Annotated in this window: 9 protein-coding genes, 1 tRNA gene, 3 rRNA genes and 3 pseudogenes; 6 read left to right on the forward strand and 10 right to left on the reverse strand. The window is 43.2% G+C overall.

Annotated elements, in window-relative coordinates:
* Positions 1-325: 325 nt before the first annotated feature.
* From TI10_RS16910 to TI10_RS16930, 5 genes are all read left to right on the forward strand, one after another.
* Positions 326-1,114: a protein bax gene (locus tag TI10_RS16910; protein WP_049584558.1), complete on the forward strand. Its 789-nt coding sequence runs from the start codon at positions 326-328 to the stop codon at positions 1,112-1,114.
* 197 nt (positions 1,115-1,311) lie between these two features.
* Positions 1,312-2,733: an MBOAT family O-acyltransferase gene (locus TI10_RS16915; RefSeq protein ID WP_049584559.1), complete on the forward strand. Its 1,422-nt coding sequence runs from the start codon at positions 1,312-1,314 to the stop codon at positions 2,731-2,733.
* Positions 2,720-3,871 carry an SGNH/GDSL hydrolase family protein gene (locus TI10_RS16920; RefSeq protein ID WP_049584560.1) on the forward strand — a complete coding sequence of 384 codons (1,152 nt, stop codon included), beginning with the start codon at positions 2,720-2,722 and terminating at the stop codon, positions 3,869-3,871. Before TI10_RS16915 ends, TI10_RS16920 begins: the two co-directional genes overlap by 14 nt.
* Before the next feature lies 1 nt (position 3,872).
* Complete coding sequence (locus TI10_RS16925; protein ID WP_049584591.1) at positions 3,873-5,090, forward strand: SGNH/GDSL hydrolase family protein; 1,218 nt, start codon at positions 3,873-3,875, stop codon at positions 5,088-5,090.
* A gap of 211 nt (positions 5,091-5,301) precedes the next feature.
* Positions 5,302-6,225: a GNAT family N-acetyltransferase gene (locus TI10_RS16930; protein WP_049584561.1), complete on the forward strand. Its 924-nt coding sequence runs from the start codon at positions 5,302-5,304 to the stop codon at positions 6,223-6,225.
* 110 nt (positions 6,226-6,335) lie between these two features.
* Here TI10_RS16930 and gntU read toward each other — a convergent pair whose 3' ends face one another.
* The 7 genes from gntU to TI10_RS16965 form a co-directional block, all read right to left on the reverse strand.
* Complete coding sequence (gntU, locus tag TI10_RS16935) at positions 6,336-7,673, reverse strand: gluconate transporter (protein WP_049584562.1); 1,338 nt, start codon at positions 7,671-7,673, stop codon at positions 6,336-6,338.
* A complete protein-coding gene (gene gntK / locus TI10_RS16940) occupies positions 7,673-8,212 on the reverse strand; it encodes a gluconokinase (protein WP_049584563.1) in 540 nt (179 codons plus the stop codon). Before gntK ends, gntU begins: the two co-directional genes overlap by 1 nt.
* A 167-nt stretch (positions 8,213-8,379) precedes the next feature.
* A complete protein-coding gene (gntR, locus tag TI10_RS16945) occupies positions 8,380-9,375 on the reverse strand; it encodes a gluconate operon transcriptional repressor GntR (RefSeq protein ID WP_049584564.1) in 996 nt (331 codons plus the stop codon).
* Positions 9,376-10,515: 1,140 nt separating this feature from the next.
* Positions 10,516-10,631: ribosomal RNA gene (gene rrf / locus TI10_RS16950) — 5S ribosomal RNA — on the reverse strand.
* A gap of 135 nt (positions 10,632-10,766) precedes the next feature.
* Positions 10,767-14,082, reverse strand: a 23S ribosomal RNA gene (locus TI10_RS16955).
* 190 nt (positions 14,083-14,272) lie between these two features.
* Positions 14,273-14,348 (reverse strand) — tRNA-Glu (locus TI10_RS16960).
* An 82-nt stretch (positions 14,349-14,430) separates the two neighbouring features.
* Positions 14,431-15,972: ribosomal RNA gene (locus tag TI10_RS16965) — 16S ribosomal RNA — on the reverse strand.
* The 16S, 23S and 5S rRNA genes sit together here with 1 tRNA gene alongside, the layout of an rRNA operon.
* 470 nt (positions 15,973-16,442) lie before the next feature.
* On the opposite strand from TI10_RS16965, the pseudogene TI10_RS16970 reads away from it, so the two are divergent.
* Positions 16,443-16,986 (forward strand): annotated as a pseudogene (locus TI10_RS16970) (gamma carbonic anhydrase family protein).
* Here the strand turns inward: TI10_RS16970 and TI10_RS24100 are convergent.
* From TI10_RS24100 to TI10_RS24105, 3 genes and pseudogenes are all read right to left on the reverse strand, one after another.
* Positions 16,962-17,138, reverse strand: a complete 177-nt coding sequence (locus TI10_RS24100) for a DUF1488 family protein (protein ID WP_336431733.1) — start codon at positions 17,136-17,138, stop codon at positions 16,962-16,964. The pseudogene TI10_RS16970 and the gene TI10_RS24100 sit on opposite strands and share 25 nt — an antisense overlap.
* 84 nt (positions 17,139-17,222) lie before the next feature.
* Positions 17,223-18,042: pseudogene (aroE, locus tag TI10_RS16975) on the reverse strand (shikimate dehydrogenase).
* Positions 18,043-18,055: 13 nt separating this feature from the next.
* Positions 18,056-18,370, reverse strand: a pseudogene (locus TI10_RS24105) (Sua5/YciO/YrdC/YwlC family protein); the annotation flags it as partial.

Consider the following 18,370-nt stretch of genomic DNA (forward strand, 5'->3'; position numbering starts at 1 on the left):
CTATATAAAACTAAGTTAAATCACTTTCGATATTATACTAGCTGGTTTACAAATCACTTCTCTGTTGAGAAAGCGACTTACAGGCACACAATTAACTAAAAAATCATGACTATATCTGATGAATAATTCAACCCAGACAGGTAATATTTTGTACACAAACAGCACATAACCATATATAAATTAATAAAAAACCACAAAACAAACTAGCAAAATAATAATTTTTATTACAGAAAATATATTTATGAATCGCTAATAACTCTGGCTATGGTGGATTTATTTTGCTAACATCAGCTTGTTTTTTATTCAGAACAAACGAGGAAAAGCAATGCCCTCTCAAACGATGAGGACAACTGCCATCTTCGCTTTCTTTATCTCACTATTGTTTTCCGCTTTTAGTCACGCCTCAACCAGCACCGCTAAAAGCATAGAGTATTCTCACAATGACATGCAAAACAGTTTGCCGGATTTGCGAAAATACCCTTCGGGCACCCCACGTAAGAAAGCGTTTTTAAATGTTGTTGTCCCTGTGATTGATAAACACAATCAACAAATTATGCAGGAACGGAAATGGCTATTGGAACACCAACATGCCAAGCATTGGTCCATACAGGATACCAAGCGCCTGCACCAAATTTGCAAAAACTACGACGTGAGCTGTAGCAGCTCGCCCAAAAAAGTTAACTGGAACAAGCTACTAAGTCGTGTTGATATCATCCCGACCCATTTTGTCGCCACTCAGGCCGCAACAGAATCTGGCTGGGGAACATCTAAACTTGCACAACAGAATAACAATTTGTTCGGTATGCGTTGCGGTAACAACTGTAAGAAAACCCAAGGTAAAATAAAAGGTTATTTCTCTTACCCGACCATCAATGATTCTGTCGAATCCTATATGAAAAATATGAATACTCATAACGCTTATGAATCATTACGTGTTTCACGCGCTAAGCAGAGAAGCCTTCAAGAATCACTAAATACCAGCAAATTGATTGATAATCTTGAAGGGTATTCGCAATTGGGTTCAACTTACAACAACTACCTGCACAAAGTATTTAACAGCAATAAAGGGCTTATTACTCAAGCGCAAAAGTTAGCTAAAAACGATCATGACTAAGAGCTTAAAGTAAACCATTATCATGAATATTTTGTGCTAAATACCAATATCATCCGTTGCTATGACCAACTATGGAACGGATGATTTTCTTATGTCCACCAGTTTGTTCTTTTCGTTGATAGAATGTTTAGGCTAGATATTATAATATCACTCAATATTATCCCATATTAAGATAAAATGATTGACCAGAGTTTAATATGAATTTCTTTTCTTTTGAGTTTCTTGGTTCCTTTGTTGCTTTCTTTCTCTTGTATTGGATGCTACAAAAAAATGTGAAGGCACAAAACTATCTGCTGATAATCGCAAGCTATCTGTTTGTCTTTTCCTTTAATCCGCTTTTCGCTGGCATCCTATTTGGCTATACGTTGTTTATTTATTTTTTAACAAACATAGCCAGCAAATTTCTATCCAATCGCATCACCTTTACTATCCTAACAATAGGTATTCTGGGATGTTTTACTCTATTTAAATATTATTCTTTCTTTCAGGAAAGCCTTCAACAAGCATTTGCCAAATTTGGCTTGTCCATAGATTTACCTGTACTGACACTACTCGTCCCTTTAGGCTTATCTTTCTATGTATTTCATTCCGTCAGCTATGTCGTTGCTGTTACAAGAAAAGAAATGCCCAAAGCATCATTTCCTGATGTCGCTTTATACCTATGCTTTTTTCCAAGCATTGTTGCCGGGCCAATCAACCGAGCTAAAGATTTCCTGCCTCAAATCGAGATTTCATCAAGAGTCATCCTTGAACCATCAAAAGCCATATTACTCATTGCACTGGCGATAACCAAGCTATTCTTGTTTAGCTCTTATTTATCCGAAAATTATGTCAATCCAGTTTTTGATGATCCTGCCAGCTATAATGCGGGACAAATTCTAGTTGGTATCTATGCCTATGCATGGCATATCTATTTTAATTTTTCTGGTTATACTAACCTTGTTACCGGATTAGCACTACTCCTTGGTTTCAGGGTACCTAAAAACTTCAATGCTCCTTATCTGGCTGAAAATTTACAAGCCTTCTGGCGCCGTTGGCATATCAGTTTATCCGAATTTATCCGTGATTATGTCTATATTCCTTTTGGCGGTAATAAGAAAGGATTTATACGTAAAAATCTTAATTTATTTGCCGCTATGGTAATCTCTGGGTTATGGCATGGAGCCGGAATTAACTTCATGATCTGGGGAGCTATTCATGGATTGGGGTTAATAATCCTCAATATTAAATATCAGTTATTTTCCTCAATTGACAAAAAAAATCAAAATACTCGCCAAAATCCAGTCATCCTATTTTTATCCAGAATTATCACTTTCCACTTTGTCTGTCTAGCATGGGTTTTCTTCCGTTGTCCTACTCTAGATGATGCACTAATATTGTTAAATCAATTGATATCATTAAACTTATTTCACCCGATAATAGCCAATAGTGGATTGTTATTGATGTTCTGGGGACTTTTTATTATTTATCCGTGGTTGATTAATCTAAAAATAAGGACTGAGAAAATACATTCTCAAATTTCATGGATATACTACCCAATACCATTAGCGATTATTCTGACTTTGGTATTTATGCTTTCACCACAAGGAATACCAGGATTCATTTATGCCAATTTCTGAATTCAGAGCCAATTTAAAAACAGCCGGGCAAGCCATTTTTATCGTAATATTAACTAGCGTACTGTTAATCTGGCTAAATCATCGTTCACTGGATAGATTCTGGCAGCAGGAATATCACCAACAAAGTCTTTGGGCAACTCTACAAGGTTATCCGCTCTGGGATTTCGGTGATAACCTGGAACAAAGCGTACTCGCTGCGGGGGAAGCTTTCATGTTACGTATTACCGACAATAACAGTGGCAGCCGCCAGCAAACTCCCCAGGAAGCTAATATCACACTACCTACGGATTTTCAGATCGGGCTAAAACTTCTGAGTGGTTATCCCTCTCCGGTTACAAATCTGCCTGCAACTTTCCCTGAATTATTACAGCAATCTCCCCATTCTAATCCTGTCAATTCATCAATACCTCATAATTCAAGGAATAACGTTTCCTCCAGTATGGTTATCGCTAAAACTAACGTGACATTAACAGCCAAAGATAAAGTGCTGTTTGCTGGAGATTCAATGATGCAGGGTATCGCTCCCCATCTGAAACGTCGGCTCTATCAAGATTACGGTATTTCAAGTATTAATCTCAGCAAACAAAGTACTGGGCTTGCTTATCCCAGTTTTTTTAACTGGCCGGAAACTATCAATAAAACACTAGAAGCCAACCATGATATCAAGCTAGTTATTATTTTTTTAGGGCCAAATGATCCCTGGGATATGCCGCCAAAACATGGAAACATCTACCTGAAATTCGCCAATCCCGATTGGGAAAACCTCTATCGCCAACGTATCGACACAATCCTTACTGAAACTCGTAACCACGGTGCTGATATTATCTGGGTTGGTCCTCCCAATATGCGGCAGAAAAAACTTTCCACCAGCATGGAATATCTTAGCTCCTTGTATCGATCGGAAGTCACGAAAGCCGGAGAAATCTACGTTTCGGTTAATGATATTTTTAAATATCATGCAAATGATTATTCCGATTATATTGGCGACAATAGTAACAAAATTAAACTCAGAAGCGGTGATGGCATACACTTTAGCTTGAAAGGCCAGCAAACTATCTCAGACAACCTATTTTCATTGATTAAATTTATTCAGGAACCTGCCAAACAAAATGGAACCAAACAAAATGGAACCAAATAAAATGGAAATAGTTAAACAATTCCGTCGGCAATACCAATCTGTCCGCATTGGCTTGGTCATCATACTCTCTTTAAGTTTGATATCGTGCCATAAACAAACACCAGAGCCACTGCCAATACAACAACCTGCAAAAAACCAACAGCTAATAGACTTTGGTGAACCGAATTTAGCCCTACTGGCAAATAAACTGCATAACAGTGGTCATAATCAACTGCATTTTGTTCAGATAGGAGATTCTCATACCGCCGCAGACTTTTTTACTGGCAAGCTTCGCTCTTTATTGCAACAACGTTTTGGCGATGCAGGGATTGGTTTTGTTAACCCAATTAATGTGCCTGGTCAACGTAACGCAATAATCAGTATGACCGGAGATAAACAGCAATGGAAATTCACGACCAGCCGCAAAGATAATCGTCCTGATTTTCCTCTCGGCGGTGTAATTGCAGAACCCGATAGCCAAATAAGTCAGTTAATTCTAAGACTGTTTACACCATCCCATGATCGCTATCAACTCAAGACGTTATACCAAGCATCGGGTGATACTCAGATTCTGGTTCAATCTGCAACCAAACGAATACTGAAATTACCGGCAACCCACGGTCACTGGCAATTTTCTACTGAAGAATCAGTTACATTCCCAGTTAATATTATGGCGATACAAAATAATCAGTTAAAATTAGGCGGCTGGTTTATCAAACGTAAACAACCAGGTATTATGTTATCTGCCTTGGGTATTAATGGTGCAACTATTAATATGATGGATAAGTGGCAACCAGAATGGATTGATACATTAGTTCAAATGCACCCTGATATGGTGATCCTCGCTTATGGCACAAATGAGGCATTTAATTATTCGCTTGATTTACCAAGCTATCGCCAACAATTGGAAACCAAGATAAAACAGATTCGTCATCAATTGCCACAAGCAGTTATCCTTATCATTGGGCCGGGTGATTCTTTGAAAAACAACCAACTTACAAGTTGTACAGCACCACAACCAACAATGTTGGATAATATTATCCATATTCAACAAAAAGTCGCTCAAGATCAGCACACACTATTCTGGAACTGGCGTGAATATATGGGTGGCAAATGCTCAATTAGGCGCTGGGCACGACAAGATCTTGCTCGTCCTGATTACGTTCACCTTTCAGCCGCAGGTTATGAACGCAGTGCTGAAGCTTTATATCAACAATTAATAAATATTCTCGATCAATAAGCAACAAGAAAGCTTGGCTGGGAATAGTACTAAATACTTATCTTGTTTTTAGTGCAGAAAATTTAAACTTATAATCTTAGATTTACAATATGTATAAGCTCACAAGAAACCCATTTAATAAAGACAAATCATCTTTTTTGTTGTATTTAATACGTTGAAAAATAAGTTTATACCATGTGTAAAACATAGCGTTAAAAAGAGTATTTAAAATATGATTTTTCCAAAAAAGTATCCTCTCAGCTCTATAAAAAGGCTCATCTCCGGCTGGAAAGAATGTAGTTTCGAACGTTACCAACAAGCGTATTCTCTCTATGGTGGCGGAATATCTACTCATCCAGATATTGTACGTTTTTTAAATGAAAAATTTGGCAATAACTTTATCTTTTACGTCAAAGAAAATCCACAAATAGAAAACGTTATCGAAGGGGCATACTTTACATGTAAGGATCATCATCTGGCAGCAAGTCACCAAAAGGACTATCACTTCTTCACCTATGATGAAATTATCTTTCCTATCGCCAAACACCTAAAAACTATCATCCCAGGGAAGGCTAAAACCATATCGCTCCTGCACAAAGAAAATTTTATCAACGTTTTTTATGGTCGGTTAAACAAGCGAACAGTCTGTCTTGCTAAAGAAAATTTTTCTTATAAAACAAGAAGAAATCGAAGTAATGAAATTAACAAATTTAAGCGTTCTGGTGGGGAAATACATCAAATTAACGATTTTACCTGCCAAGAGTTCATCGATATTTACACTACACTGTACGAAAAACGCTGGACATATAAAACACACAATGAAGAAGAGAAAGAAAAATTAACTGAATTATATACCGAACTCAAACAACATCTGTACGGAAATGTATTAACTATCAATGGTGCCCCAGTAGCCTACGATTTAGTCATAAAAGCAGACAGTCCCCAATGGATTTCATTTGATGCAGTAGACGGCGGACTCGACCCTGAATATTCCAATCTCAGTGTTGGCAGTATTCTCATGTGGTTAAATATTCAGAATGCTTCTGAGCTCTGCCAGCAGCAGCAAAAAATTATGCGCTATTCTATTGGTAGACCTTCTCTCGCCTATAAAGATCGCTGGTGCAATCGCCATCCATTGGCAAGAACGCTATTTTAGCTTTATTAATCATCTGCATAGTTGGCTTATTGCCCGCCTTCTACAGAAGGCGGCATCACTTAACGCCGAGAAAAGCACTTTAAATTTTAGTTATTAAGATGGCAGAAGAATTACATCACAGCAAAGAAAATCATCCCCACAACGGCGCCTGTTGTTCCAAGAATAGTTTCCATAATCGACCAAGTTTTCAGTGTCTGAGATTCTGTTGCACCAGTAAATTTACCAAATAACCAAAAACCTGAATCATTGACATGGCTCAATACCAAAGAACCACCTGCAATACAGATTGAAAGGGCCGCAAGCTGGGCGCCAGAATATCCTAAAAGATCAACAACTGGCAAAATCAGACCAACAGTTGTCAAACAAGCAACGGTTGCAGAGCCTTGAATAATACGTACTGTACCTGCAAGGATGAAACACGCTAATGCAATAGGTAACCCTGCCCCAATCAACGCATTTCCCAAAGCAGGACCAACACCAGAATCCACTAATACTTGTTTGAATACGCCGCCAGCCCCCGTCACCAATAAAATAATGCCAGCCGGTTGAATAGCCGAAGAACAAATATCCATCACCTTTTCTTTACTCATCCCACGGCGAATCGCCAAACCATAAATAGCAATCAAACAAGCAACCAAAATCGCAGAAAATGGATGACCGATAAATTCAAGCCACTGATATAATTCAGAACCTTGTTCAACAAAATTCTCACCAATAGCCTTTAGTCCAACCAAAGCCAAAGGGAATAAAACCAATGACAAACTCAAACCAAAAGATGGCATTTTACCTTGACCAAGGCTTGGCTCATTTATATCCGTGGGTAAATCCAAAGTGACATACTTACTGATAAAACTACCGAAGATTGGCCCCGCCAGTAACATCCCAGGAATCGCTGCACTGATACCGATTAAGATCATCCAGCCAAAATCAGCATTCATCTGTGAAGCCAACAACATCGGTGCTGGACCAGGTAGCAAAAACGCTGCGGCGGCTGCAACACCAGCAAACAGAGGAATAACCAGCTTCACTACATTACCGCCAGTACGACGCGCTACTGCAAACGCCACACCAATCAATAAAACAATCGCTACATCAAAGAACAACGGCAAAGCACAAACCAGGCCAGCAATCCCCAATGAATAATGAGCATTCTTTTCACCAAAACTATTTAGTAATTTAACCGCAATCTGATCCAGTGCGCCTGTTTCATGCAGAACTTTACCAAACATCGCCCCCAGTGCGACAACAATAGCCAGAAATCCTAACGTTCCTCCCATTCCTTCTTGCATTGTTTCAGCAATTTTATCCAGTGGCATACCAGAAAAAACACCCGCTCCCATAGAAACCAGTATTAACGCAACAAAAGCGTGTATTCTGACTTTCATCACCAGAAACAATAGCAAGAGAACAGAACCCACCGCAGTCAGCACTAAGGTTAAAGTACTCATTATTTTTCCCCTGAAATGACACTATTAATTATTCTTATCGAGTGATTTATCACTTCATCAAGAGATGATCTAATGTCAACTAGATAAACATCCTGTTCATCACTCCCCGGTTCTTCTAATGCCTCAAACTGAGATACCAACATTTGAGGTTTGAAAAAATGATCTTTACGTGCCCTTAATCGACTTTCAATTAAATCAAAGTCACCTTTCATATAAAGAAATGATAGATTCTTATTATTATCACGCAGTATATCCCGGTAATGCTTTTTTAAAGCAGAACAAACAATCAGGGAAACCGGGTTTGTGCGTTGCATAGCAAAAATTGCATGGTTAAGTGATTTCAACCAAGGCTCACGATCTTCATCATTTAATGCATAGCCTTCAGCCATCTTATTAATGTTAGATCTTGGGTGTAAAAAATCACCATCTAAAAAAGCAGAATCCAATTTATAGGCCGCAGCACTGGCAACAGCAGATTTACCACTACCGGATACCCCCATAAGCACAAAAACATGATTCGAATGCTGGGTATCGCTCATATAAACTCCTCAACGTAGATATTTTATCCACAAAATGTTACCGGTAACTGTTATCGGTAACATTATCAGAAGTAGAGATGAAATTAGCAACAACACGGAATATTCAGGAAATATAAATGTGATATTTATCACAAATGAGCTTAAAAAATGCAAATCCATCAGACCGATTAGATACTCTCTCCCAAGGATAATCGAAAACCGATATCAATCATTTTTTGCGGTAAATGTTCGCCCCTCAGCCGAGCCATTAATAATTCAGCAGCCTTCCGCCCCATTAAGTCACGAGACGTCAATACACTGGCAAGTTTTGGTGTCATCGCCTGACCAACATCATGGCCATGAAAGCCAGCTATTGCAATATCATGTGGTACAGCTATCCCTTGACGTTGGCACTCAAAAATTGCGCCGATAGCGAGATCATCGTTAGTGCAAAATAGACCATCAACACCAGGATATTTTGCTCGTGCTTCATTCAGTAATTGCCCTCCTAATGTGTAAGAAGAGCTGTCTGGCGTCATTATCTTACCTGGCTTTAACCCCGCATTTTCCATTGCGGCTTCATAGCCCTCTAGACGAATAATTGTCCTTTCATCTTGTCTTGCACCAAGATAAATCACCCGTCGGCAACCACGCTCAATCATTGCCATTGTCATTTGCCGAGCTGCTTCAAAGTTATCAATACCAACTGCCGTATCAAAACAAGGAGAAATACAATCCATTAGCTCAACAACAGGGATACCAGCCGTTTCCAACATCTTCAAAGTTCGTGGAGTATGAGTACGTTCTGAAAGAATCAAACCATCAATATTATAGGACAGTAAAGAAATCAAACGCTCTTCTTCCTTTTCTGAACGATAGCTATAGTGAGCCAACATAGTTTGATAGCCATAGTTATCCGTCACATATTCGATACCACGAATAACCTCCGCAAAAACTTGGTTAGTCAAAGAAGGCAACAAAATACCAATAGCATGACTAGTAGAATTAGAAAGAATATCCGGCACTTTATTTGGAATATATCCTAACTCATCTAAAGCATCCGCTATCTTCTTTCGCAATTGCTCAGAAACTTGATCAGGATTACGCAAAAAACGACTTACCGTCATTTTAGTTACACCAACACGATCAGCAACATCTTGTAAAATAGGGCGTTTTTTCTTCATATTTCAATGCAATATAGAATTAGTAAAGTTTAAGATAATAAACGCAGTGTTATGACACACTTATACACTATAAAGATACATTTTTTAAAACTCGGTCTGGTAGTGAAACTGTAACCCCAATTTATTCAATGTACCGTAAAACCTTATCCTTTAGAGTGAAGATATAAGACATGGTTTTTTGTTAACCAGGGAAATTTATTACCGAATAATTGAGAGGCAATGCACCACCACAATCAGCAAGAACCAAGCTATGACAATGATTAAGAGCTTGAGAATTACCAAAGAGGCAAAGACATTAAGTCAGCTTAGGAGAAATGTCCAGACGAAATTAAGGTTTAATCATTCAATACTAGCTCAAGGTTGATATGAACTACGTTATTAGCTTAATTACAAGTCGGCATACAATACAATTAGGAGAGAACTCTCGTTGACCTATACCAATTAAGAAAAAGCTACGTTATAAAGTGCTCAAAACCAATATTGAAAATAACCTGTTCATCAACACGAAAATAGGACATAAAAAGATTTATCACTTCACCGATTCGTTCTGAAACTCTCCTCTCGACCAGATTTTAAAAATCTATTGGGAACATTGAAAAGTTGAACTCAGCTACGGGGAGATAAAGCATAGGCAATTAAATCATGAGCATACACTTAATCATCAAAGTGTTGAAGGCATTCATTAAAAGTAACGAACCAACCCTATTCCCTATAATTTGGTTCATTTAGCGATAATATTTACGGCACTAGCTCATGATGTAAACTCTAGTCCCATTAAATGCACTGCGATTCATTGAAGCAAAGTTTTTTTACAATGTATGAGATAAAATTCCAAAGAAATTTCAACGATTCCGGGAAGAAGAACAACTTATCTCATCTAAGAAGTGTGGAAAAAACTTTACCCAAGGCAAATTCCAATCAGAGGGAAACAACGATGTACCGCTAAATACAAAACTGCCCGCTATTAAGCAGGCAGTATGACAACTTTATAGATTTTGGCAGTTGACGAACAGCTTTCCTGCCGTTCGCCCTTCGGGCCGTCGCGACTCGCGACGTTCAACTCCGTTCCCGACGGAGTTGTCCTACTCTCTACCATTGTGCCTTATGTCACTGTTTCCATCACATAAAGCTAAAGTTAAAGCCTGGCAGTTCCCTACTCTCACATGGGGAGACCCCACACTACCATCGGCGCTACGGCGTTTCACTGCTGAGTTCGGCATGGGGTCAGGTGGGACCGCCGCGCTATCGCCGCCAGGCATATTCCGTTTTATCCCGGCCGTTGCTTCTCCACAACCGCCCGGTTCAATCTCTGAACAAGCTGAAATTCATCTCTCTTCCGTCTTCTGACCGCTGTCCGCTGTCTTCTGACACCAAAACACCTTCGGCGTTGTAAGGTTAAGCCTCTCGGTTCATTAGTACTGGTCAGCTCAATGCATCGCTGCACTTACACACCCAGCCTATCCACGTCTTCGTCTTAAACGTTCCTTCCGTGACCTTAAAGTCAAGGGAAGACTCATCTCAAGGCAAGTTTCCCGCTTAGATGCTTTCAGCGGTTATCTCTCCCGCACTTAGCTACCGGGCTATGCCATTGGCATGACAACCCGTACACCAGCGGTGCGTCCACTCCGGTCCTCTCGTACTAGGAGCAGCCCCTTTCAATCTTCCTGCGCCCACGGCAGATAGGGACCGAACTGTCTCACGACGTTCTAAACCCAGCTCGCGTACCACTTTAAATGGCGAACAGCCATACCCTTGGGACCTACTTCAGCCCCAGGATGTGATGAGCCGACATCGAGGTGCCAAACACCGCCGTCGATATGAACTCTTGGGCGGTATCAGCCTGTTATCCCCGGAGTACCTTTTATCCGTTGAGCGATGGCCCTTCCATTCAGAACCACCGGATCACTAAGACCTACTTTCGTACCTGCTCGAGCCGTCACTCTCGCAGTTAAGCTGGCTTATGCCTTTGCACTAACCTCACGATGTCCGACCGTGATTAGCCAACCTTCGTGCTCCTCCGTTACGCTTTGGGAGGAGACCGCCCCAGTCAAACTACCCGCCAGACACTGTCCTCGGCCCGGATGACGGGCCTGAGTGAGAACATCGAGCATTCAAGGGTGGTATTTCAAGGATGGCTCCATGCAGACTGGCGTCCGCACTTCCAAGCCTCCCACCTATCCTACACATCAAGGCTCCATGTTCAGTGTCAAGCTATAGTAAAGGTTCACGGGGTCTTTCCGTCTTGCCGCGGGTACACTGCATCTTCACAGCGAGTTCAATTTCACTGAGTCTCGGGTGGAGACAGCCTGGCCATCATTACGCCATTCGTGCAGGTCGGAACTTACCCGACAAGGAATTTCGCTACCTTAGGACCGTTATAGTTACGGCCGCCGTTTACTGGGGCTTCGATCAAGAGCGTCGCCTTAACGGCTAACCCCATCAATTAACCTTCCAGCACCGGGCAGGCGTCACACCGTATACGTCCACTTACGTGTTGGCACAGTGCTGTGTTTTTAATAAACAGTTGCAGCCAGCTGGTCTCTGCGACTGGCTTCGGCTCCGGGGGCAAACCCCTTCACCTAACGCCAGCGTGCCTTCTCCCGAAGTTACGGCACCATTTTGCCTAGTTCCTTCACCCGAGTTCTCTCAAGCGCCTGAGTATTCTCTACCTGACCACCTGTGTCGGTTTGGGGTACGATTCAATGTCACCTGATGCTTAGAGGCTTTTCCTGGAAGCCGGGCATCAACCACTTCACCGCCGTAGCGGCTCGTCATCACGCCTCAGTGTTAAAAGAAGAGCGGATTTGCCTGCTCCTCCCACCTACACGCTTAAACCGGGACGACCGTCGCCCGGATGGCCTAGCCTTCTCCGTCCCCCCTTCGCAGTCACATTCAGTACAGGAATATTAACCTGTTTCCCATCAGCTACGCCGTTCGGCCTCGCCTTAGGGGTCGACTCACCCTGCCCCGATTAACGTTGGACAGGAACCCTTGGTCTTCCGGCGAGCGGGTTTTTCACCCGCTTTATCGTTACTTATGTCAGCATTCGCACTTCTGATACCTCCAGCAGGCCTCACGGCGCCGCCTTCAACGGCTTACAGAACGCTCCCCTACCCATTCAGAGAACAGACGTCAGAATACAGCTTACAGACGCCGCCCCAGTCCAGTCAGCATTTTCGCTATCTCTTCATAGCCATCGCGCCATTCCTGCCACTGAACCCGATTGATATAGCCCAAATCCAGACAATATCTTAACCATACACGCATCTCATCGGCACTGCCTAAGGCTATACTAATGAAACGCCTGAACTCGGGTTTGGAATAATGCTGCTTACCAAAGCCCTCGGCAAGGTTGGCGCAAATGCCCTTACTTGCCCGCCCGACCTGGTCCGCTAATCCATATTGTTCGTACTGAGGAAATGTCAAACTCACCTGATGAATTTCTAACGAAATTCGATAAGCTTTCTTAAACACGTCCAATTGCTCGAATCCATATGACATCATTCCGTCCTCTGTCTTCTGAAATCTGTCCTCTGAATGCCGCAGCTTCGGCGCATGGTTTAGCCCCGTTACATCTTCCGCGCAGGCCGACTCGACCAGTGAGCTATTACGCTTTCTTTCAATGATGGCTGCTTCTAAGCCAACATCCTGGCTGTCTGGGCCTTCCCACATCGTTTCCCACTTAACCATGACTTCGGGACCTTAGCTGGCGGTCTGGGTTGTTTCCCTCTTCACGACGGACGTTAGCACCCGCCGTGTGTCTCCCGTGATGACATTCTTCGGTATTCGCAGTTTGCATCGGGTTGGTAAGCCGGGATGGCCCCCTAGCCGAAACAGTGCTCTACCCCCGAAGATGAACTCACGAGGCGCTACCTAAATAGCTTTCGGGGAGAACCAGCTATCTCCCGGTTTGATTGGCCTTTCACCCCCAGCCACAAGTCATTCGCTAATTTTTCAACATTAGTCGGTTCGGTCCTCCAGTTAGTGTTACCCAACCTTCAACCTGCCCATGGCTAGCTCACCGGGTTTCGGGTCTATACCCTGCAACTCATTTCGCCCAGTTAAGACTCGGTTTCCCTGCGGCTCCCCTATTCGGTTAACCTTGCTACAGAATATAAGTCGCTGACCCATTATACAAAAGGTACGCAGTCACCCTGATTCATCAAGGCTCCCACTGCTTGTACGTACACGGTTTCAGGTTCTCTTTCACTCCCCTCGCCGGGGTTCTTTTCGCCTTTCCCTCACGGTACTGGTTCACTATCGGTCAGTCAGGAGTATTTAGCCTTGGAGGATGGTCCCCCCCTCTTCAGACAGGATTTCTCGTGTCCCGCCTTACTCATCGAACTCACAACCACGCCATCTTCGAGTACGGGGCTGTCACCCTCTCTCGCCGGCCTTTCCAGACCGTTCCTCTGATGCTGTGGCTGATGCTGGTTCTGGGCTCCTCCCCGTTCGCTCGCCGCTACTGGGGGAATCTCGGTTGATTTCTTTTCCTCGGGGTACTGAGATGTTTCAGTTCCCCCGGTTCGCCTCATTAACCTATGGATTCAGTTAATGATAGTGCAACGCATTGCACTGGGTTTCCCCATTCGGACATCGCCGGCTATATCGCTTCATATCAGCTTACCGACGCTTTTCGCAGATTAGCGCGTCCTTCATCGCCTCTGACTGCCTAGGCATCCACCGTGTACGCTTAGTCGCTTAACCTCACAACCCGAAACTGTCTCGGACTGTGCAGCTTGAGAGACTCCTCAATAATACCTCGGCGATATTATCGAGTGTTTCAATTTTTCAGCTTGTTCCAGATTGTTAAAGAGCTTATATCGCTAAACCGATTCCGAAAATCCGCTTAAAGATACCTTAACGACAACGCCTTTCACCCGTCATCTTCGCAAGCTGGCGTCCCCTAGGGGATTCGAACCCCTGTTACCGCCGTGAAAGGGCGGTGTCCTAGGCCTCTAGACGAAGGGGACCCGATGGTCAGCTTCGCAGGCGCGCTTGCACTTTACTTTCATCAGACAATCTGTGTGAGCACTGCACTCAACCTATCTCAGGTAAGGAGGTGATCCAACCGCAGGTTCCCCTACGGTTACCTTGTTACGACTTCACCCCAGTCATGAGCCACAAAGTGGTCAGCGCCCTCCTTGCGGTTAAGCTACCGACTTCTTTTGCAACCCACTCCCATGGTGTGACGGGCGGTGTGTACAAGGCCCGGGAACGTATTCACCGTAGCATGCTGATCTACGATTACTAGCGATTCCGACTTCATGGAGTCGAGTTGCAGACTCCAATCCGGACTACGACAGACTTTGTGTGTTCCGCTTGCTCTCGCGAGGTCGCTTCACTTTGTATCCGCCATTGTAGCACGTGTGTAGCCCTACTCGTCAGGGCCATGATGACTTGACGTCATCCCCACCTTCCTCCGGTTTATCACCGGCAGTCTCCTTTGAGTTCCCGCCTTCACGCGCTGGCAACAAAGGATAAGGGTTGCGCTCGTTGCGGGACTTAACCCAACATTTCACAACACGAGCTGACGACAGCCATGCAGCACCTGTCTCAGAGCTCCCGAAGGCACAACCTCATCTCTGAGGTCTTCTCTGGATGTCAAGAGTAGGTAAGGTTCTTCGCGTTGCATCGAATTAAACCACATGCTCCACCGCTTGTGCGGGCCCCCGTCAATTCATTTGAGTTTTAACCTTGCGGCCGTACTCCCCAGGCGGTCGATTTAACGCGTTAGCTTCGGAAGCCACAGCTCAAGGCCACAACCTCCAAATCGACATCGTTTACAGCGTGGACTACCAGGGTATCTAATCCTGTTTGCTCCCCACGCTTTCGCACCTGAGCGTCAGTCTTCGTCCAGGGGGCCGCCTTCGCCACCGGTATTCCTCCACATCTCTACGCATTTCACCGCTACACATGGAATTCTACCCCCCTCTACGAGACTCCAGCCAACCAGTCTTAGATGCCATTCCCAGGTTGAGCCCGGGGATTTCACATCTAACTTAATTGACCGCCTGCGTGCGCTTTACGCCCAGTCATTCCGATTAACGCTTGCACCCTCCGTATTACCGCGGCTGCTGGCACGGAGTTAGCCGGTGCTTCTTCTGCGGGTAACGTCAAAATCCGGCTCTGTTCAAGCTGAACCCTTCCTCCCCGCTGAAAGTACTTTACAACCCGAAGGCCTTCTTCATACACGCGGCATGGCTGCATCAGGCTTGCGCCCATTGTGCAATATTCCCCACTGCTGCCTCCCGTAGGAGTCTGGGCCGTGTCTCAGTCCCAGTGTGGCTGGTCATCCTCTCAGACCAGCTAGGGATCGTCGCCTAGGTAGGCCTTTACCCTACCTACTAGCTAATCCCATCTGGGTTCATCCGACGGCGTGAGGCCCTTTCAGGTCCCCACTTTGGTCTCGCGACATTATGCGGTATTAGCCACCGTTTCCAGTGGTTATCCCCCGCCCTCGGGCAGATCCCCAGACATTACTCACCGTCCGCCGCTCGTCAGCAAAGCGCAAGCGCTTTCCTGTTACCGCTCGACTTGCATGTGTTAGGCCTGCCGCCAGCGTTCAATCTGAGCCATGATCAAACTCTTCAATTGAAAGCTTGATGCTCAAAGAAACTGACTGTTAGTTCGTAATGAATTAACTGTTGTTCACTCTTCAAGACTTTAAAACATATTTTTTTGTGATACGGTCTTGTGAGTGCCCACACAGATTGTCTGATTAATTGTTAAAGAGCAGGCTGACATAAAAATTAACATTCTCGTTCAGCCGGGCTGCGTATATTACGCTGTTCGCCCGCAGAGTCAAGCGCTTATTGACTTCTCTCTGCCCGACCTCACAATGTTTATCAGCGTTGTGTCGGTCAGTGGTGGCGCATTATAGGGAGCTCAGATTTTTATACAATACTTTTTTTCACATTCATCACCAACAGGCTAATCCTTGTTCTTTTTGAGCGAAATTCAAACCAGAATAGCTCAATTCAGCAAGTTTCTTTCATTGCATACTGGTATTTTCCTCACTAAAATCTTATTTAAAGTAAATCTCCATCTTCTCATCAGAGGTATACATGTCCGAAACGTTACGCAGTTACCTTGATACACAACCCAAAGTTGGTCAGAACGTTATGCTAGACTCATCTAGTGTAATCATTGGTGATGTTAGGCTTGCTGATGATGTCAGTATATGGCCTTTAGTCGTCATCCGTGGGGACGTTAATTATGTATCTATTGGTGCACGTACTAACATTCAAGATGGCTCTATATTACATGTGACACACAAACAACAGACAATCCTGATGGTTTCCCTTTAATTGTGGGAATGATGTCACGATTGGACATAAAGTTATTCTTCATGGCTGCACTATCGGTAATCAAGTACTCATCGGTATGGGCTCCATCCTACTTGATGGTTCAATGATTGAAGATAACGTTATTATTGGAGCAGGCAGCCTAGTAGCCCCAGGCAAGGTATTAGAAAGTGGGTACCTTTACATTGGCAGCCCTGCCCGTCAGGTCAGAAAACTAAAACCTGAAGAATTAAAAGGGCTATGTTATTCAGCAAGCCACTACGTTAGCTTGAAAAATAACTACTTGCAGGAAGGTAATATGTAACGTCCCAAACGATCATCATCCTCATTATTAATTACTAATTCGAATTCCTCTTCTATATCCCAACGATTTTGTCGAAAAAGACTTAGTGGATGATGATCTTTCGTTCCATAACGGTATAAAAGATCCTCCGCGCTTATCACGCATTGAACCAATAATCCATTTACCAGTGCAGGAAAAATGACTATCTGCTCTTTGCTCGTTCCACTCTTCTCTCTCAGGAAATTGAATAGATTGATTCACGAATGTAATTCCTGTTCCCAATGTTAGCAATACGGGCGCAATTTCAGGCAACACGCCATGCCATAATTTAAATGAATGAGCTGCCTGCCCTACTAACATCCCTAATCCATCCGCATAACGAGAAACACCATGCTTCTTAGCAAAGAAAATAAAGGGCGTCAAATTAGCTTGGTAAAACATGTCATAACAGACACAATCTTCATTAAATATGAATGGAGATATGGTAGGAACCTCACCATTAATACCAGATGCAGTCGCATTGATAATGAGATCAAACTCAGGATTATTAAGTGCTTTCATCTCAACAGGCCGAATATTACCTATTGACGAAAAATCATTAGCAACCTGTACAGCGCGACTAAACGTGCGGTTTGTTATTGTAATTTCACAACCAAATTCTAATAATGGAAATAAAACACCTCTGGCAGCACCACCAGCTCCAATGATTAAAATATGTTGTCCTTGAGTAATAAACCCAAGTCGTATCAAATCTGTTAATAACCCTATACCATCAGTGTTATCACCAATCAATTGCTTATTATCCAGTAATTTCAAGGTATTAACTGCACCACTGAGTCTTGCTCGTTCAGTCAACTCATTTGCCCGAATAAATGCCTGCTCTTTAAATGGCACAGTAATATTGGCTCCTATACCTCCCTGTTTAAGAAATATATCCAATGCCTCTTCAAATTTACTTATCGGTACTAGAATTTTCCCGTAATGATGCTCAATACCTGTTTGTCCAGCAAATAACTGATGGATACGCGGAGATTTACTGTGCGCAACAGGATTACCAAAGACAGCAAATTGATCCATATTTATTCTTCCCCTATCCTTGACGATAAAGCTCACCAGTTAAAGCATCCCGAATTTCTGAAGGATTTTTCGACCTCCAACATCTCCGTTTAATGTAGGAAGCTTATTCCCAAACTGTTGTCTAACTTCTTCTACTGTTCTGCATGGTTCAAGACCATTCAAATTTGCACTAGTCGACACCAACGTTTACCATAAAAAGTACACAACTGCTTCACCAAAGGATGATCACTAACTCTGACAGCCAAGGTAGTGAATTGCCCAGTCAACCATTTAGATGTACTGAATTTGGCAGGGATTACCCAAGTTACAGCCCTGGCCAACAAGCAAA

The organism is Photorhabdus luminescens subsp. luminescens, assembly GCF_001083805.1.
GTDB classification, from domain to species: Bacteria; Pseudomonadota; Gammaproteobacteria; order Enterobacterales; family Enterobacteriaceae; genus Photorhabdus; species Photorhabdus luminescens.

Coding starts and splice junctions, on each gene's coding strand:
- TI10_RS16910 (WP_049584558.1), top strand. CDS start 326: ATGCCCTCTCAAACGATGAGGACAACTGCCATCTTCGCTTTCTTTATC.
- TI10_RS16915 (WP_049584559.1), top strand. CDS start 1,312: ATGAATTTCTTTTCTTTTGAGTTTCTTGGTTCCTTTGTTGCTTTCTTT.
- TI10_RS16920 (WP_049584560.1), top strand. CDS start 2,720: ATGCCAATTTCTGAATTCAGAGCCAATTTAAAAACAGCCGGGCAAGCC.
- TI10_RS16925 (WP_049584591.1), top strand. CDS start 3,873: ATGGAAATAGTTAAACAATTCCGTCGGCAATACCAATCTGTCCGCATT.
- TI10_RS16930 (WP_049584561.1), top strand. CDS start 5,302: ATGATTTTTCCAAAAAAGTATCCTCTCAGCTCTATAAAAAGGCTCATC.
- gntU (WP_049584562.1), bottom strand. CDS start 7,673: ATGAGTACTTTAACCTTAGTGCTGACTGCGGTGGGTTCTGTTCTCTTG.
- gntK (WP_049584563.1), bottom strand. CDS start 8,212: ATGAGCGATACCCAGCATTCGAATCATGTTTTTGTGCTTATGGGGGTA.
- gntR (WP_049584564.1), bottom strand. CDS start 9,375: ATGAAGAAAAAACGCCCTATTTTACAAGATGTTGCTGATCGTGTTGGT.